Origin of the sequence: Streptomyces sp. NBC_01426, from assembly GCF_036231985.1 — a bacterium.
In the GTDB taxonomy this organism is placed as follows: Bacteria; Actinomycetota; Actinomycetes; order Streptomycetales; family Streptomycetaceae; genus Streptomyces.
Genome location: NZ_CP109501.1, coordinates 135,193 through 150,026, shown reverse-complemented (window position 1 = coordinate 150,026; position 14,834 = coordinate 135,193). Strand labels below are relative to the sequence as shown.

Below are 14,834 nucleotides of genomic sequence, written 5' to 3'. Positions count from 1 at the left end.
CGATGCACGAGGGGGCAGGATGGTCCTCTCCCGAAGGGCCGGCATCCCCCTGCGCGGGGATCGTCTCGGGGATGCGACCAGCCGTCGGTCTCCCGGCTCGTGCCCGGCGCGCCGACCGGGGGATCGGGGAGGAACGGGCCCGGGCGGCCCCGATCCGGCTCCGGCGAGGCGCGCGGCGGGTCCATGGGCCGCCGGGTGGTCAAGGGGGAGGGGCGCCGGTGCGATGCGGGTAGCGGCACCACCTCCATCCCCCACATTTCCCCACGTGTGGCGCTCACAACAATGCAACGCACCGCCGCCGGTGGTCAAAACACGCCCACCCCTGGTGAAACCCCCTTGCTGTCGAACGCTGCACCCGGGGTGAATCAATATCTGATCCGGCCGTCTAAGAGTTCGACGAGCCTTGCAGGCAGAATTTTTATTGCAAAAGACGTGATGGAAATATGGGACGTACGCAACCGGCAGCAGCGTGCTACTGTCGATCTCGGTTGCAGTTTTGGTACCCAAAAACTTCAAGCGCACCCAGTCGGCCACAGTGTCGAATATCTGCTGCGCTTTGTATTTCCGGTCATTTTCCGGACGGGGCATCATCGCGGCGACACGGTGCCCGCAAGGGCGGACACCGGTGTACTGCCCCAAAGGAGATATGACATGGCGTCTGGCACGGTCAAGTGGTTCAACGCGGCCAAGGGTTTCGGCTTCATCGAGCAGGACGGTGGCGGCGAGGACGTCTTCGCCCACTTCTCGAACATCGCCGCTCAGGGCTTCCGTGAACTGCTGGAGGGTCAGAAGGTCACCTTCGACATCGCGCAGGGTCAAAAGGGCTCGACGGCCGAGAACATCGTTCCGGCCTGACGTTGACGCGCATCTTGTAGCTGGGTCCCGCATCCCTCGGGGTGCGGGACCCAGCTACACCCATTCCCCGCAGTGCGTCCACCTGCGGGAAAGGCATTTCAAGGACGCTGCCCCTTGAATGCTGCACCGTAATTTATTTATCTGGTGAGCGCGTCCGTGTGACGCACCCCCATTCCAGCGCCCGTGCTCATATCGCTTTCTGTGAGCCGGATTCTCTTTCATATTCTGCTCGGCACGTTCTTGTGATTCCCTGCGCCGCTCTTTCGCTGCGGGAGTTCCTTGATTGGTGCCGCATCAAGGAAGGTTCTGAATGAACCCCACACGTACGAACGAGCGCTCTTCACGCACCCGCAACCGTTCCGGCGGACCCGCTTTCGGCACGGGCGCCGGTTCAGGACGGAGCAGCCGCTTCGGCTCCTCGGTCCCGAGCCGTTCCGCGGGTGCGAGCCGCTCGGGCGGCTACGGCCGCCGGCCCGCCCCGGTCCAGGGCGAGTTCGCCCTGCCGAAGACGATCACCCCGGCGCTTCCCGCCGTCGAGGCGTTCGCCGATCTCGACATGCCAGGGGCGCTGCTGGCCGCACTCGGCGCCCAGGGCGTGAGCGTGCCGTTCCCGATCCAGGGCGCCACCTTGCCCAACACCCTCGCGGGCCGTGACGTCCTGGGCCGAGGCCGCACCGGCTCCGGCAAGACCCTGGCCTTCGGCCTGGCCCTGTTGGCTCGCACCGCAGGACGGCGCGCCGAGCCCCACCAGCCGCTCGCTCTCATCCTGGTCCCGACCCGCGAGCTGGCCCAGCAGGTCACCGACGCCCTCACCCCGTACGCCCGCTCCGTCAGGCTGCGCCTGGCCACCGTCGTCGGCGGCATGTCGATCGGCAGGCAGGCCGGCGCGCTGCGCGCAGGCGCCGAGGTCATCGTGGCCACGCCCGGCAGGTTGAAGGACCTCATCGACCGCGGTGACTGCCGGCTGAACCAGGTGGCGATCACCGTCCTCGACGAGGCCGACCAGATGGCCGACATGGGGTTCATGCCCCAGGTCACCGCCCTGCTGGACCAGGTGCGCCCCGAGGGCCAGCGGATGCTGTTCTCCGCCACCTTGGACCGCAACGTCGACCTGTTGGTCCGCCGCTACCTGACCGACCCGGTCGTCCACTCGGTGGACCCCTCGGCCGGCGCGGTGACCACGATGGAACACCACGTCCTGCACGTCCACGGCGCAGACAAGCAGCGGATGACGACGGAGATCGCGGCGCGCGAGGGCCGGGTGATGATGTTCCTCGACACCAAGCACGCCGTCGACCGCCTGACCGAACACCTCCTCAACAGCGGTGTACGAGCCGCCGCGCTCCACGGCGGCAAGTCCCAGCCCCAGCGCACCCGCACCCTCGCCCAGTTCAAGACCGGCCACGTCACCGTGCTGGTCGCCACCAATGTGGCCGCGCGCGGCATCCACGTCGACAACCTCGACCTCGTGGTGAACATCGACCCGCCGACCGACCACAAGGACTACCTCCACCGCGGCGGCCGCACCGCCCGCGCCGGCGAGTCCGGCAGCGTCGTCACCCTGGTCACTCCCCACCAGCGCCGCGACATGACCCGGCTGATGACGGCCGCGGGCATCACCCCGCAGTCCACCCAGGTCCGCTCCGGCGAGGAGGCACTACACCGCATCACCGGCGCGCAGGCCCCCTCCGGTATTCCGGTCACCATCACCGCGCCGGTCTCCGAGCGACCCGGGCGCAGCGCGACCTCCCGCGGTCGGCGTCGGCCCGTTTCGGCTGCCCGGCGCGTGAGCGCGCGACAGTCCGCCTTCGACGCGGCGGCCTGAGAACCAGTGATCCGGAAACTGACCCACCTCTGCAGGAGGCACGTGTTGACGCTGGTTCAGATGCAGCCCCGCTCGGCGAACGCCGACCTTGTACAGCGCACGGTGGACGACGCGATGGAGGCGGCCGGCCCGCAGGTCTGTGACGACATGACGGTCGAGGTGGCGCTGGCCGTCATGGCCGGCGCCCACGCGGGACATCTGCTCGTCTGCGACGAGGACGGCCTGTGCACCGGGTTGGTCACCCGGGCCCAACTCACCGCCGTCCGCGACAGCGCGGCCTACACGGACCGGGTCCGTCTGCGGGCTGTCCTCGGCGACCGCGGGCCGTTCGCCTTGCCCACCACCACGATGGCCGAGGCCGACCACGCGATGCGGTATCGCAGGCTCGATGCCCTGCCCGTCGTCGACGAGCAGGGCAGCGCGCTGGGCGTCCTCGCCCTTGCCCGCTGAACCGCCTCACCGCGGCACAACCGTTCCCTTCTTCCTGTGAGGCCTCGTGCGCTGTGTCATCGCCCGCTTCCCGTTCGACCTGACCAAGAGCGGTGTCCTGGAGTCGATGAAGGGCATCAAGCCCGAACAGGTCACCGGCGAATCCGTGATCATCGGCCGCCGCACCTACCCCCTCAAGCAGGTCGGCCAGGTCATCACCCGCCAGGACCGCCGGGACTTCAGCGCCGGCGAAGTCCTTCGCGCCATGACCCAGCTCGGCTTCACCTGCCGCGGCCTTCCCCTTGTCGCCGCCGTGCCCACGCGCGTCCGCAGCCCGTTCCGGCAGGCTTCCGCGATGCTCGGCAGCCCGGTGACCGCCTGACGAAGGCCGGCCCGAGCCGACACCCGAACAACGACGAGGGCCCGACCGCCACGCGCCGGTCGGGCCCTCCCGCGTCCCGATCCCTCTCGCTACACGGCGCCCGTCAGTGGTCGGAGTAGCTGAAGTCGCCCACGGTCCACGCGCTCACATCCGCGATCGAGACGCGATACATCCCACCCGTCTCCGGGATCCCCACCGTGCCCTGAAGGATGCGGGCCACATGAAAGTGCAGATGGGTGGGCGGCCCCTCCCGAGGTGGCGTGGTGGTGAAGACGGCGGAGAACTCACCCAGCCGGTCAGAATCCGTCAGGACCTCCGACACCCTCCGCCTCCAAACGGCTTCGGGAGCCAGCCGGCCGGTGATGACAGCACCACCGGTGACCACGGTCAGGGACATCTGATTGCTCTGCCCGGACTCCACCAGAGTGGCAACGTCAACGAGCAGCTCGTCATGCTTCGACATGAGAACCGATTTTATGCACGGACCGCCCGCCCCACTCGACCGGTCAGGTGGTAGACACCGACAGCGAGACAGCCGACGCGACTATCTGTCCGAGGTCGGGGACTCGGGTTTGTCGGGGCGTGGCCGCCTCATGTTGTCGGTTGTGAGGCGTTGGTGAGGTCGGCGCCGGTGGCGGCGTCGCGCTCGGAGTTGTGGACGCCGTGCCAGTCCAGGCACATGACGGTCGCGTCGTCGTCCAGATGACCATCACCGGTGTCGACGATCGCTTTGATGAGGGTGCGGGCGGCTTCTCGGGGGTGCAGTGCGCGGGTGGCGACGATCAGGTCCGACAGATCGAGGCTTTCGGCGCCGCGTTCCAGCATGCCGTCCGTCAGCATCACCAGCCGGTCACCCGGTCGCAGGTCCAGCGACTGGACCCGGTAGGTGTTGGCTTGCGAGATCTGGAGACTGAGGCCGAACGGCGGGTCGACCTCGGGAACGATCTGCTGTACTTCCCCCTCGCGCATCCGAAGCGGCCAGGGATGCCCGGCGTTCAGGAACTCCGTCTGGCCGTCGAGCAGGCTGATGCGCAACAGTTGGCCGGTGACGTAACCCCTGCGGCCGTGATCGCGCATGGCCTGGTCGGCCTGGTGGGCCTGTTCCGCGAGGCCGGCACCCGCCCGCCGGGCCCGCCGCAGGGCGCCCACCACCAGGGTGGCGAGCAGCGCGGCGTCGACGTCGTGACCCATGGCGTCGGTTACGGAGAGCTGGACGGTGTCCCGGTCGATCACGTAGTCGAAGGTGTCGCCCCCCACGTGTTCGGCGGGTTCCAGCGCGCCGGCGACCGCGAATTGTGCCGCCTCGCACGCCAGTGACGCCGGGAGCAGACGGTGTTGGATCTCCGCGGCCAGGCTCAGGGGCTTGGTGCGGCGGCCCCACTGGTACACATCGGTGTAAGACCGATTCGCGATGACGATGTACGCGAGAGCGTGCGCGGTCTCCCCGATCTCCCGCATCTCCTCCGCGTCCGGTACCACGGGCAGGAACAGTTCCAAGAGGCCGATGGCATCACCGCGGTTGGTCACAGGAGCGACGACCCGCACCAACTGACCAGCGCCTCGGTGCTCCACTTTCGGCTGCTGGCTGCGGATCACGTCCTCGTACAGGGTGCCGCGCAGCGGGATGCGCCGGGGCGGCTCGTCGGTCTCGACGCTGTCTGCGGCTCCCAGCCGCACGACCGAACTGCCGGTGAAGTCGGTGATCAGGAAGGACACCGACCCCGCGTGGAGGTGCTTCTTGAGCATGCGGGCGACCACGTCGAGTGACTCCACGGGCGCCGCGGCCTCCGCCGCCTCCAACGCCCCCGCCAAGGTCATCGCCTTACCGTGGTGGCTTTCGCCTCCGGGGAGACGAGAGGTATGTCCGCCATCCGGTGCTCCTGCGGTCACAGCGATCCCTCAATGCTCGATGCCGCCCGGGTTTCGTCCCGGGTGCGCGAAGATCCGCGCCGAGACGGCATCGGACAGGCCCCATTGCACCATGAGGCGCTCGATAGCAGGACGGCCATGTCCGCGACCGCAGTCGGCTGGGCCGGCAGGCTGCGGATGGCCGCTTCGGCGCCGCTCCAAACGGCCTGGAGGATGCGCTCGATCGTTCCCGCGCGTTGGGTGTCACGCCTGCCGGACCGGCCGGGCCGAACCAAGGGCCGGCCGGCAGGCTCGCCCGGCTGGGCACCTGATGCGGTGCCCAGCGCTGCCGTCATGTCATCCATCCCCAACGGATCGTTCTCATGGCGGGTCACGGCCCGTGCTTCGAGTCCGGCCGAGCAGTCCCGCCGCGGCGGCCGCGGCCGTGCGGCGTTGGCGCCGACGGTCACCGGCAAGATTTGCCGTGGGCAGGTCGCCGCCGGCAGCGCTATCGGGCGATGAGGGCGCTTACGGTCTTGCCGCCGGCCGGCTGGGGGGTGACGGCGGTGGTGTGGGCGAGGCGCTTGACCATGGGCCAGCCGAATCCTCCGGTGCCGCCGTTCAGGTCGGGGGTGCGCGTGCGCGGCGCCCGCGGACTGTCGTCGTGCACGGCCACCTCGATGCCGTCGGGGTGCACGGTCAGGTTCATGGTGGCGGTGCCGCCGCCGTGGCGCAGAGCGTTGGTGACGAGCTCGGAGACGACCATGATCACGGTTTCGGCGGCCTCGGCCGCGATGACCGGCAGGAGGTCTTCCATGAAGCGGCGGGCGCTCTCGCGCGCTCCGGCGATGGAGGTCCCGCAGCGGGTGGGGGCGACGGTGACGCTCATCGTGTCCATCGGATCACCTGGTCCCTGATCGTCGCCGCTCTGTCCTGTCCGTGCGGTTCTTGTGCCCCGACCTGAGTGGGTTACTCCGGCGATGACCGACTTGCGTGCCCGGCCGTCGCGACGATCGTCCGATGTGGATTACCTCGCTGTCGAGCGCCCGGAAATCTATCGCGGCTGGATTAGACATTGGCCGATGGTGTGGTTATGGTTTCTCTCGTAACCCAGAAGGACCGCAGGGCCTGCCAGAGACGAACTGGCGGGCAGCAGTACAAGCAGTACCCGTAGGTGCAGTGCGCATGGCGGTGCGGTGGTGGAGTGTCGAAGCCAAGGTTTGTGCAGGTCGGCGACGGGACTGGCGACCGGACCGGGTGGCCCGCGGTGATCAGGGGCCGCCGCAAGCAGTACACGCAGTACCAGCAGTAAATGCAGTACGCGGTACCTCGGTGTGGGCGTCGATGGTGGACGCTCGTGCCGGGAGGTTCGGCAGTGGGGTTCTAAGCCAGAGCAGATGCAGGATGGGCGACGGGGCTGGCTGCCGAAGACGTGGCGCTCGGTCAGGCCGCGAGCAGTACACGCAGTGCGCAGTATCAGCAGTATCGAGTGGAGCAGTACCGGTAGTTCCAGCAGTGTGTAGTTCCCATTTGGTATGTAGTTGATCCCGAGGGATGAACGGAGGAATGGGCGCCATCAGGATCGCCCGGGCGCAGTGACAGGGCCCGGGTACCGCAGGACATCGTTTGTGAGGTGGTCTCCGGTCAAGCAACCGCGATCCCCGTACACCCGACGGCATTCAGGTCGGGTCGGCGGAAACAAGTAGGCCGGTGCAGTAGTAGGGCCGGTAGATGGTGTAGCAGTTCCTTCGGGGCCCCGGTGCCATAAGCACCGGGGCCCCTCCACGTGTTTCACAGAGAGGTGCGATGACGGCAGAGAACACGACCGGCCCGCTGGGCGGTCACCTGGACGACGACGATTACCCCGCCTACACGATGGGCCGGGCGGCCGAGATGCTCGGCACCACCCAGGGCTTCCTCCGCGCCATCGGCGACGCCCGCCTCATCACCCCGCTGCGCTCCGCGGGCGGACACCGCCGCTACTCCCGGTATCAGCTGCGGATCGCGGCCCGTGCCCGGGAACTCGTCGACCAGGGCACCCCGATCGAGTCGGCCTGCCACATCGTCATCCTCGAAGACCAGCTCGAAGAAGCCCAACGCCTCAACGCCGAATACCGCAATGCCGCCGCGACGACGGACCCACCGTCCGTGGCGTGAGCAGGTTCCCGCGCCCGCCGGGTTGGTTGCCAGTCGTGACGTCGTGTGTTGGCGTCTGCGCCGCCTGTCGTGGGTCGGAAGTTCCCTTTGCCTACTCTGTAGCGTCCTTACCTGTCCGCGATCCACTGGGGCCAGCTGACGGCGAGCGCGTCACGAGGTCCAGGGTGAGCGGACTGGTTCCTTGCCGTGCTCGGGGAGTGCGGTGATCCTTCCAGTTGGCAGGCGACGGTGATCAGCCCGGGCTTTCCGTTCGTGCTGCGTTGTCCGGTCTCCCCGTCGCCTCCGCGCAGACTCCCGGCGCCGGCGCCGAGCCCGCCGCTGCCCTGAGCGCCCGCCCTGCCGCCCTGCCCTCCAGCGCCCTTCGGTCGGGGATTCTCAGTCACCGGCGGGTGATTCCGGCGCGGGGGTCTGGGGCGTGGCTGCCCAGGAGGCGAGCAGGCGCAGGCTCTGTTCGGAGGGGGAGGCGGGTTCTGCGGTGTAGATGGTGAGGGTGAGGCCGGGTTCGGCGGTCATCTCCAGGCCTTCGTAGGAAAGGGTGAGTTCGCCCACTGCCGCGTGGTGATAACGCTTGAAGCCGGTGCCGTGGTGGCGGACGTCGTGGGCGCCCCAACGGGTGCGGAAGGCGTCGCTGCGGGTGGAGAGTTCGCCGACGAGGTCGTGGAGGTCCTTGTCGTGGGGGTTGCGGCCGGCTTCGGTGCGCAGGATGGCGACGGTGATGTCAGCGGCCTGGTTCCAGTCGGGGTAGAAGCGGCGTGCATCGGGACTGAGGAAGGCGAAGCGGGCGAGGTTGTCCTGGTTGAGGGGGTCGGCGTACACGTCGGCGTAGAAGGCGCGGGCGAGCTGGTTGACGGCCAGGAGGTCCATGCGGCCGTTGCGGACGAACGCCGGGCCCTCGGTGACCGCGTCCAGGGTCCACTGCAGGCTCGGGTGCGGCTTCCACCGCCGGGTGGCGCGTCGGCGGGGCCGGGTGAGGGCGTCTGAGCCGTCGGCGGCCTGGGCCAGATGGAGTAGGTGGGCGCGTTCGGCGTCGTCGAGCTGCAGGGCGCGGGCGACGGCTTCCAGGACGGCCGGTGAGACGCCGGCGAGGTTGCCGCGCTCCAGCTTGGCGTAGTACTCCACGCTCACATCGGCCAGGGCCGCGACCTCGCTGCGGCGCAGGCCCGGCACGCGCCGGCGGCTGCCGGCGGGCAGGCCCGCCTGCTCGGGGGTGATCTTCGCGCGCCGCGAGGTGAGGAACTCGCGGACCTCTTCCTGGTTGTCCACGCCTTCGACGGTACGTCCCGCACACGGCCGTAGGGGTGTACTGGCAGTACACCCCTTGATGGTGTCTCGCTACGGGCTCTGAGAGCGGGTTACCTGGATGACGTGGTGCTTTCCGCCCGCCGCAGTCATGACGGGCGCGCACCCGGGCCCTGCACACGGCGACTGTCCCGGACATCCGGCGGCTGCACGCCTCGGCACGTAAAGGAACCCCTCTCATGCGCGGCGCAGTGATCCACGCTCCCGGCGATGTCCGGTTCGAGACCATGGACGACCCCAAGATCCTTCACCCGACCGACGCAATCATCCGCACGGCCGTGACCTGTGTATGTGGCTCGGACCTGTGGCCCTACCGCGGCGCTGAGCCGATCGGTGACCCGCACCCGATGGGCCACGAGTACGTCGGCTTCGTGGAGGAGGTCGGTTCCGAGGTCACCTCGGTGAAGCCGGGCCAGTTCGTCGTCGGATCGTTTGCCACCTCGGACAACACCTGCGTGAACTGCCGCAATGGCTTCCAGTCGAACTGCCTGCACCGCGAGTTCATGTCGACCTGCCAGGCCGAGTACGTCCGTATCCCCCACGCTCAGGGCACTCTGGTCGCCACCGACGAGGTGCCGGACGAGGCGTTCTGGCCCGGTCTGTTGGCCGTCTCCGACGTCATGGGCACCGGCTGGTGGGCCGCGGATGCCGCCGAGGTGAGGCCCGGCTCGACCGCCGTGGTCGTCGGCGACGGAGCGGTCGGCCTGTGCGGCGTGATCGCGGCGCAGGCGATGGGCGCCGAGCGGATCATCGTCATGTCGCGGCACGAGACGCGGCAGAAGCTGGCCCGCGCCTTTGGGGCCACCGACATCGTCACCGAACGCGGTGAGGATGGCATCGCCCGCATCAAGGAGATGACGAACGGGATCGGCGCGGACTCCGTCCTGGAGTGCGTCGGCACCGCCCAGGCCATGAGCCAGGCCCTCCACACGGCCCGGCCCGGCGGGAACGTCGGCTTTGTCGGGGTTCCGCACGAGGTCGCGATCGACGGGCAGGAGCTGTTCTTCTCCCACGTCGGCCTGCGCGGCGGCCCCGCCCCCGTACGCCGCTACCTACCCGATCTCATCGACCGCGTCCTCGCCCGCCGGATCGACCCCGGCAAGGTCTTCGACCTCGCTCTCCCTCTCGACCAGGTCGCCGAGGGCTACAAGGCCATGGACGAGCGTCGCGCCATCAAGACCCTCCTCACGCCCTGACCCCCTCCACCGGATAAGGAGCAACCGTGCAGATCACCCGCAGCTCGATCGACACCGCAAAGGGGCCGACCGACTGGTTCACCGGCGACGTCTACATCGACGCCGTCGCCGCCGCGCCCGCCCCGTCCCGGGTCACCGCGAACCTGGTGCACTTCATGCCCGGCGCCCGCACCCACTGGCACCGCCACCCGCTGGGCCAGACCGTCTTCGTCACCGAGGGAATCGGCCTGTGCCAGCGCCGCGGCGGACCGGTCGAGGTCATCCGGCCCGGCGACCGTGTCCTGTTCGAGGCCGACGAGGAGCACTGGCACGGCGCTACCCCGAATCGGCTGATGGTCCACCTGGCCATCAACGAGGGCGACGCCGACCACGACGTCGTGCACTGGCTGACACCCGTCACCGATGCCGAGTACGCCGCTGCCCCGGCCGTCTGACCTCGCGCCCGGCCCCGCGTCCAGGCCTGCATGACGTCTCTGAAGGTCCTCTCCACGCACTCCACAGTCCTTCGCGGTCCGGTCCGTATCGCCTCCGCAGCCGCTCTGCTGCTCGCCGTGACCGCTTGCTCCAGCGACCCACAGGAAGCCGCGCCAACCACCCCCACGGCACCACCCCCACTTCCCGACGGGACAACAACGGCATGAACCCCACCTACGACTTCACCGGCCAGGTCGCCTTCGTCACCGGCGCCTCCTCCGGCATGGGCCTGGCCACCGCCCGCGCCTTCGCCGAAGCCGGCGCCGCCGTCGGCCTCGCCGACATCGACGAGCGCGCCGTCAACACCGCCGTGAAGGAGCTCACCGACGCCGGCCACCAGGCCCTCGCCCTGATCTGCGACGTCGCCGACGAGGACCAGGTCGCCGCCGCCGTCGACCGCACGGTGGAGACCTTCGGCCGGCTCGACATGGCCTACAACAACGCCGGCGTCATGCCTCCGCCCACCGACGCCGCCGACGAGAGCGCCGAGCAGTTCGACCGCGTCCAGGGCATCAACCTGCGCGGCATCTGGGCGAGCATGAAGCACGAACTGCGCCACATGCGTGACCAGGGCAGCGGCGCGATCGTCAACTGCTCCTCCCTCGGCGGCCTCGTCGGCAACCCGGGCCGCGCCGCCTACCACGCCACCAAACACGGCGTGATCGGCCTGACCAAGAGCGCCGCCCTCGAATACGGTGCTCGCGGCGTGCGCATCAACGCCGTCTGCCCCGGCACCATCGCCACCCCCATGGTCGACGCCATGGTCGAAGGCGGAGAACTCGACCGCCACCAGGCCGAAACCGGCCAGGCCATCGACCGGCTCGGCACCGCCGAGGAGATCGCCCAGGCCGTCCTGTGGCTGTGCAGCCCCGGCGCCGGCTACGTCACCGGCATCGCCCTGCCCATCGACGGCGGCTACACCGCCCAGTAGCCCCCCATCCCACCCGGCCGACACGGTGGCCACCTATCAGTGTCCTCACGCCCTACCCGTCGTTCTCGTCCCGCTCCGGCGCTTCCGGGTCGCGCAGCGGACGCAGGGCGCCGGCGGCCGGGGTCGAGGCCGTGAAGCTGTAGCGGTTGAGCAGGTTCATGTTCTTGTGCTTGGGCGGGGAGAGCCGGGCGATGTCCTCGTCCCTGGGGCACGTACGGTCTTGACCATGTGCCAACCGAGCCCTCCCGTGTCATGGACGAGGTCGGGTGTGCGCATGCGCGGCGTCTGCGGGCTGGGGTCGTCGACGGCGGCCTCGATCGTGCCGGGGTGGGCGGCCAGTCGGAGCGTGTAGGTGCCGCCACCGTGACGAGGGCGTTGGTCACGAGATCGGAACCGACCAAGACCATCGGTGTCGGCGTGCTCCGCATCGAGGGACGGGCCGAAGGAAGCGAGGAACGCCTGGGCGGCCAGCGTGCCTCGGCGACGGCGGACAGGGACACAAGGGCCGCGCACTCGGTGCTCGTCGTGGTTATCCCGCGCTCCGGTTTCTGTTGTCGTGTTCAGCACGCAGCCGAGCCGGTTGTGCCCCGGACTACCTCCCTTCCATCCTGGTGGGATCCGAATACCTCCCTCGCCAAGCAAGCAGAAACCTATGCCGACTGGAGTAGACATTGGGCGGTGGTGTGGTTATGGTTTCTCTCGTAGCCCAGAGAGAGCGAAGGGCCCGGCAGAGACGAACTGCCGGGCAGCAGTACCGCAGTACAGGTGATTGCAGTACAGGTGGTTGCAGTTCAGCAGTGCGGTGCGGTGGTGGAGTGTCGAAGCCAAGAGCGGTTGCGGGACGGCGACGGGACTGATCATCGGATCGGGTGGCCTGCGGTCATGAGGGGCCACCAGGCGGTACCAGCAGTTCGCGGTACCTCAGCAGTGAAGTCAGTGGAGTGGTTCCTCGGTGAAGGCGTCGGCTGCGGGCGCGCGCATCGGGAGGTTCGGCAGTGGGGTTCCAAGCCAGAGTGGATGCAGGAGTGGGGTTCCAAGCCAGAGTGGATGCAGGTTGGGCGACGGGGCTGGCTGTCGAAAGTGTGGCGCTTGGTCAGGTCACGAGCAGTACAAGCAGTTCGCAGTATCGGCAGTTCCCGTAGGTAGGTAGTTGATCATCCGAGGGATGAACGGAGGGATTGGGCATCATCGGGATCGCCCGGACGCCACGCGAGTTCGGGTACCGCAGGACATCGTGAGTGAGGTGGTCTCCGGTCGAACAACCGCGATCCCCGCATCACCCGTCGTCTTCCAGGCGGGTGTGCGGAATGAGGCCGGCGCAGTATCAGGGCCGGTAGATGGTGTAGCAGTTCCTTCGGGGCCCTGGCGCGACACGTGCCAGGGCCCCTCCGCGTTCTTCAGAGAGGTGAGATGACGGCAGAGAATCCGACCGGCCCGCGCGGCGGTCACCTGGACGACGATGATTACCCCGCCTTCACCATGGGCCGGGCCGCCGACATGCTCGGCACCACCCAACGCTTCCTCCGCGCCATCGACGAGCACCGCCTGATCACGCCGCTCCGTTCACCCGGCGGGCACCGGCGATACTCCCGCCACCAGCTGCGGATCGCCGCCCGCGCCCGTGAACTCGTCGACCAAGGCCTGCCCGTGGAGGCGGCCTGCCGCATCGTCGCCCTGGAGGACCAGCTCCAAGAAGCCCGCCGTATCAACGCCGACAACCTCAACGCCTCCCGCTCGGCGGCCGGCCCACCCGCCGCGGCCTGAGGAGGCGGAGCTCATGCACCTTGAGACAGCAGACTCGCGAAAGCCGGGCGTGATTCCCTCCCCTCGGCGGCCCGCCCGCACGGTGCTCCTCCCCGGCCGTTACGGCCTGATCCCCCTCGCCGGTGAACTCGACCTGGAGACCGCGCCGGCTGTCCGCGACGCGGTCCGCGCATGCCTCGACAACCACCCCGCCCTGCTGCGCGTCGACATCAGCGGGGTGTCCTTCTGCGACTGCTCTGGACTGGGCGCTCTGCTGTGGGCCAGGGCCGAAGCGGCCCGCGCCGGAGTCGGGTTCCATCTCAGCGGCCCGTTCCAACCCATCGTGGCCCGCGTTCTGCACGCCACCGGCACCGCCGCCCACTTCGGCCTGGAGCCCCAATCGGCACAGCACGCAGGCGAGCAGCGGGAAGGTGGCGGGTGGGGCACGAACTTCGACACAGTCCGTCAGCCCCAGGTCCGGAAAACCAGCTGGGAGGTTGCGCGTTAAACCGGGTGTGACCACGGCGATGCGGCTCACCCGATCGTCGCCAGGCGCTGGAGGGGTACACGGAGAATCGCTTCCTCGCCCCGCCCCGCGCGCCGAACGATCGACGCTGCGGCGAGGAGTGACGGGCCGCCGCACGGCCAGTCCCGGGCGGGCGTGACGAGGAACGTATCGTCCTCGCTCGCCGGCATTCCCCTTGACTTTCCCTCGCGTGGTGTCCGTCCCGAGCCGGACACCACACCCCGGGCTGTGCGCCCGCGTATTGGCGGGCACCCCCGACCGCCGGAACTGTGCACCGTGGTGGGGCCCGCCGCTCCGGCAGTCACCCCAAGCCGTCAGGCCGGAATCAGGTGGTGTGGGGTGGGCGGGCTGCCGGTTCGCCTTCGCGCCGGTTGGGGCAGGCCCTCTCGTGCACGATGACTCCGCCTTCGGGGCCACCGATGGTCAGGGCCCGGGCTCCACACCGTCGGCAGGTCGGGGGCTGATCGTCTTTTTCACCAGTGGGTCGCGCGGGGCGCGCGTTCATGAGGCGGGCCTTGTGCTGGGGCAGGCCCACACCTCGATGTCGGTGTTGTGGACTCCTTGCCGGCTGGGGACCTTTCCGCGGGAGATGGCGCCGGCGGTGAGTTTCTTGCCGCAGGCGAAGCAGGCCCGGCCCACGCCGACCGCCCAGGGCAGGCCCTGGGCCGGGGGGAGGGGAGTGTCCGCGCATTGCAGCGTCGTCGTGGTCACGGGGCCACCTTCCCACGGGTGTCGGAGTTGCGGGGCGCGGCAGTCCGCCACCGAGGTCGGATGGGCGGGTGGAGTCTTGGCAATCCCGGCCAGGCGAGGAGCTCGGATTCGGCCGGCTGCTCGTGCCAATGGCCTCATCCGCCCTCAGGGTGGGGCGGTCGCTGTCCCTCGATCCGGGGTCCCTCCAGGGTGGGCTCTATCGCTGAATCGGTTCCGCCGGTCCGCGAGATGACGCGCACGCCCGGCGCGGTGGGCGGGCTGCAGGCTCGTGCAGACGCCGTGGTGGAGTCACCTCGGCCTCTCCCGGTGCGGGATGCTGCCCGCCTGGCGCGTGATCCGAACGGATGACTGCATGGTCGTCGGCGCTCTTCCCGCGCCCGTGCACAGGCTCGCACCGACCGCCGGCGCCCGGCATGCTCCCCGCTCTCTGACGTGCCGACAGCGCCGCCGTACGAGCC

At 69.2% G+C, this 14,834-nt stretch carries 16 protein-coding genes; 10 read left to right on the top strand and 6 right to left on the bottom strand.

The window, feature by feature from the left end:
* Positions 1 to 651: 651 nt before the first annotated feature.
* The 4 genes from OG906_RS35230 to OG906_RS35215 all read left to right on the top strand — a co-directional run bounded on the left by OG906_RS35230 (position 652) and on the right by OG906_RS35215 (position 3,491).
* A complete protein-coding gene (locus tag OG906_RS35230) occupies positions 652 to 855 on the top strand; it encodes a cold-shock protein (RefSeq protein WP_266967262.1) in 204 nt (67 codons plus the stop codon).
* Positions 856 to 1,165: 310 nt separating this feature from the next.
* On the top strand, positions 1,166 to 2,680 hold the full coding sequence (locus OG906_RS35225) for a DEAD/DEAH box helicase (protein ID WP_329448348.1): 1,515 nt from the start codon (positions 1,166 to 1,168) through the stop codon (positions 2,678 to 2,680).
* 45 nt (positions 2,681 to 2,725) lie between these two features.
* Positions 2,726 to 3,130, top strand: coding sequence for a CBS domain-containing protein (locus tag OG906_RS35220; protein WP_329448347.1), 405 nt, complete (start codon positions 2,726 to 2,728; stop codon positions 3,128 to 3,130).
* Between the two features lie 46 nt (positions 3,131 to 3,176).
* A complete protein-coding gene (locus tag OG906_RS35215) occupies positions 3,177 to 3,491 on the top strand; it encodes an SCO5918 family protein (RefSeq protein ID WP_329448346.1) in 315 nt (104 codons plus the stop codon).
* Between the two features lie 103 nt (positions 3,492 to 3,594).
* Here the strand turns inward: OG906_RS35215 and OG906_RS35210 are convergent, their stop codons facing one another.
* The 3 genes from OG906_RS35210 to OG906_RS35200 all read right to left on the bottom strand — a co-directional run bounded on the left by OG906_RS35210 (position 3,595) and on the right by OG906_RS35200 (position 6,237).
* On the bottom strand, positions 3,595 to 3,954 hold the full coding sequence (locus OG906_RS35210) for a hypothetical protein (protein ID WP_329448345.1): 360 nt from the start codon (positions 3,952 to 3,954) through the stop codon (positions 3,595 to 3,597).
* A gap of 128 nt (positions 3,955 to 4,082) precedes the next feature.
* Positions 4,083 to 5,309, bottom strand: coding sequence for a PP2C family protein-serine/threonine phosphatase (locus OG906_RS35205; protein ID WP_329448344.1), 1,227 nt, complete (start codon positions 5,307 to 5,309; stop codon positions 4,083 to 4,085).
* Positions 5,310 to 5,847: 538 nt separating this feature from the next.
* Entirely contained in the window at positions 5,848 to 6,237 is a 390-nt protein-coding gene (locus tag OG906_RS35200; protein WP_329448343.1) for an ATP-binding protein, read from the bottom strand.
* Between the two features lie 908 nt (positions 6,238 to 7,145).
* On the opposite strand from OG906_RS35200, the gene OG906_RS35195 reads away from it, so the two are divergent.
* A complete protein-coding gene (locus tag OG906_RS35195; protein ID WP_329448342.1) occupies positions 7,146 to 7,496 on the top strand; it encodes a MerR family transcriptional regulator in 351 nt (116 codons plus the stop codon).
* Between the two features lie 375 nt (positions 7,497 to 7,871).
* Here the strand turns inward: OG906_RS35195 and OG906_RS35190 are convergent, their stop codons facing one another.
* A complete protein-coding gene (locus OG906_RS35190) occupies positions 7,872 to 8,759 on the bottom strand; it encodes a helix-turn-helix transcriptional regulator (RefSeq protein ID WP_329448341.1) in 888 nt (295 codons plus the stop codon).
* A gap of 215 nt (positions 8,760 to 8,974) precedes the next feature.
* On the opposite strand from OG906_RS35190, the gene OG906_RS35185 reads away from it, so the two are divergent.
* From OG906_RS35185 to OG906_RS35175, 3 genes are all read left to right on the top strand, one after another.
* Positions 8,975 to 9,991 carry a zinc-dependent alcohol dehydrogenase family protein gene (locus OG906_RS35185; RefSeq protein WP_329448340.1) on the top strand — a complete coding sequence of 339 codons (1,017 nt, stop codon included), beginning with the start codon at positions 8,975 to 8,977 and terminating at the stop codon, positions 9,989 to 9,991.
* A gap of 26 nt (positions 9,992 to 10,017) precedes the next feature.
* Complete coding sequence (locus OG906_RS35180) at positions 10,018 to 10,425, top strand: (R)-mandelonitrile lyase (protein WP_329448339.1); 408 nt, start codon at positions 10,018 to 10,020, stop codon at positions 10,423 to 10,425.
* A gap of 203 nt (positions 10,426 to 10,628) precedes the next feature.
* Positions 10,629 to 11,396, top strand: a complete 768-nt coding sequence (locus OG906_RS35175; protein WP_329448338.1) for an SDR family NAD(P)-dependent oxidoreductase — start codon at positions 10,629 to 10,631, stop codon at positions 11,394 to 11,396.
* 52 nt (positions 11,397 to 11,448) lie between these two features.
* Here OG906_RS35175 and OG906_RS35170 read toward each other — a convergent pair whose 3' ends face one another.
* On the bottom strand, positions 11,449 to 11,631 hold the full coding sequence (locus OG906_RS35170) for a hypothetical protein (RefSeq protein WP_329448337.1): 183 nt from the start codon (positions 11,629 to 11,631) through the stop codon (positions 11,449 to 11,451).
* Between the two features lie 1,175 nt (positions 11,632 to 12,806).
* Here OG906_RS35170 and OG906_RS35160 point away from each other — a divergent pair.
* Both OG906_RS35160 and OG906_RS35155 read left to right on the top strand, forming a co-directional pair.
* Positions 12,807 to 13,160, top strand: coding sequence for a helix-turn-helix domain-containing protein (locus tag OG906_RS35160; RefSeq protein ID WP_329448336.1), 354 nt, complete (start codon positions 12,807 to 12,809; stop codon positions 13,158 to 13,160).
* 49 nt (positions 13,161 to 13,209) lie between these two features.
* The gene (locus OG906_RS35155) at positions 13,210 to 13,647 is read left to right on the top strand and encodes an STAS domain-containing protein (protein ID WP_329448335.1); all 438 of its coding nucleotides are present in this window, start codon (positions 13,210 to 13,212) and stop codon (positions 13,645 to 13,647) included.
* A gap of 519 nt (positions 13,648 to 14,166) precedes the next feature.
* Here OG906_RS35155 and OG906_RS35150 read toward each other — a convergent pair.
* Positions 14,167 to 14,376 carry a hypothetical protein gene (locus OG906_RS35150; RefSeq protein ID WP_329448334.1) on the bottom strand — a complete coding sequence of 70 codons (210 nt, stop codon included), beginning with the start codon at positions 14,374 to 14,376 and terminating at the stop codon, positions 14,167 to 14,169.
* Positions 14,377 to 14,834: the final 458 nt, after the last annotated feature.

Bases quoted from the DNA above. Each gene is read 5' to 3' on its own strand.
- OG906_RS35230 (WP_266967262.1), top strand. From the start codon at position 652: ATGGCGTCTGGCACGGTCAAGTGGTTCAACGCGGCCAAGGGTTTCGGC.
- OG906_RS35210 (WP_329448345.1), bottom strand. From the start codon at position 3,954: ATGTCGAAGCATGACGAGCTGCTCGTTGACGTTGCCACTCTGGTGGAG.
- OG906_RS35225 (WP_329448348.1), top strand. From the start codon at position 1,166: ATGAACCCCACACGTACGAACGAGCGCTCTTCACGCACCCGCAACCGT.
- OG906_RS35205 (WP_329448344.1), bottom strand. From the start codon at position 5,309: ATGACCTTGGCGGGGGCGTTGGAGGCGGCGGAGGCCGCGGCGCCCGTG.
- OG906_RS35195 (WP_329448342.1), top strand. From the start codon at position 7,146: ATGACGGCAGAGAACACGACCGGCCCGCTGGGCGGTCACCTGGACGAC.
- OG906_RS35160 (WP_329448336.1), top strand. From the start codon at position 12,807: ATGACGGCAGAGAATCCGACCGGCCCGCGCGGCGGTCACCTGGACGAC.
- OG906_RS35185 (WP_329448340.1), top strand. From the start codon at position 8,975: ATGCGCGGCGCAGTGATCCACGCTCCCGGCGATGTCCGGTTCGAGACC.
- OG906_RS35200 (WP_329448343.1), bottom strand. From the start codon at position 6,237: ATGGACACGATGAGCGTCACCGTCGCCCCCACCCGCTGCGGGACCTCC.
- OG906_RS35175 (WP_329448338.1), top strand. From the start codon at position 10,629: ATGAACCCCACCTACGACTTCACCGGCCAGGTCGCCTTCGTCACCGGC.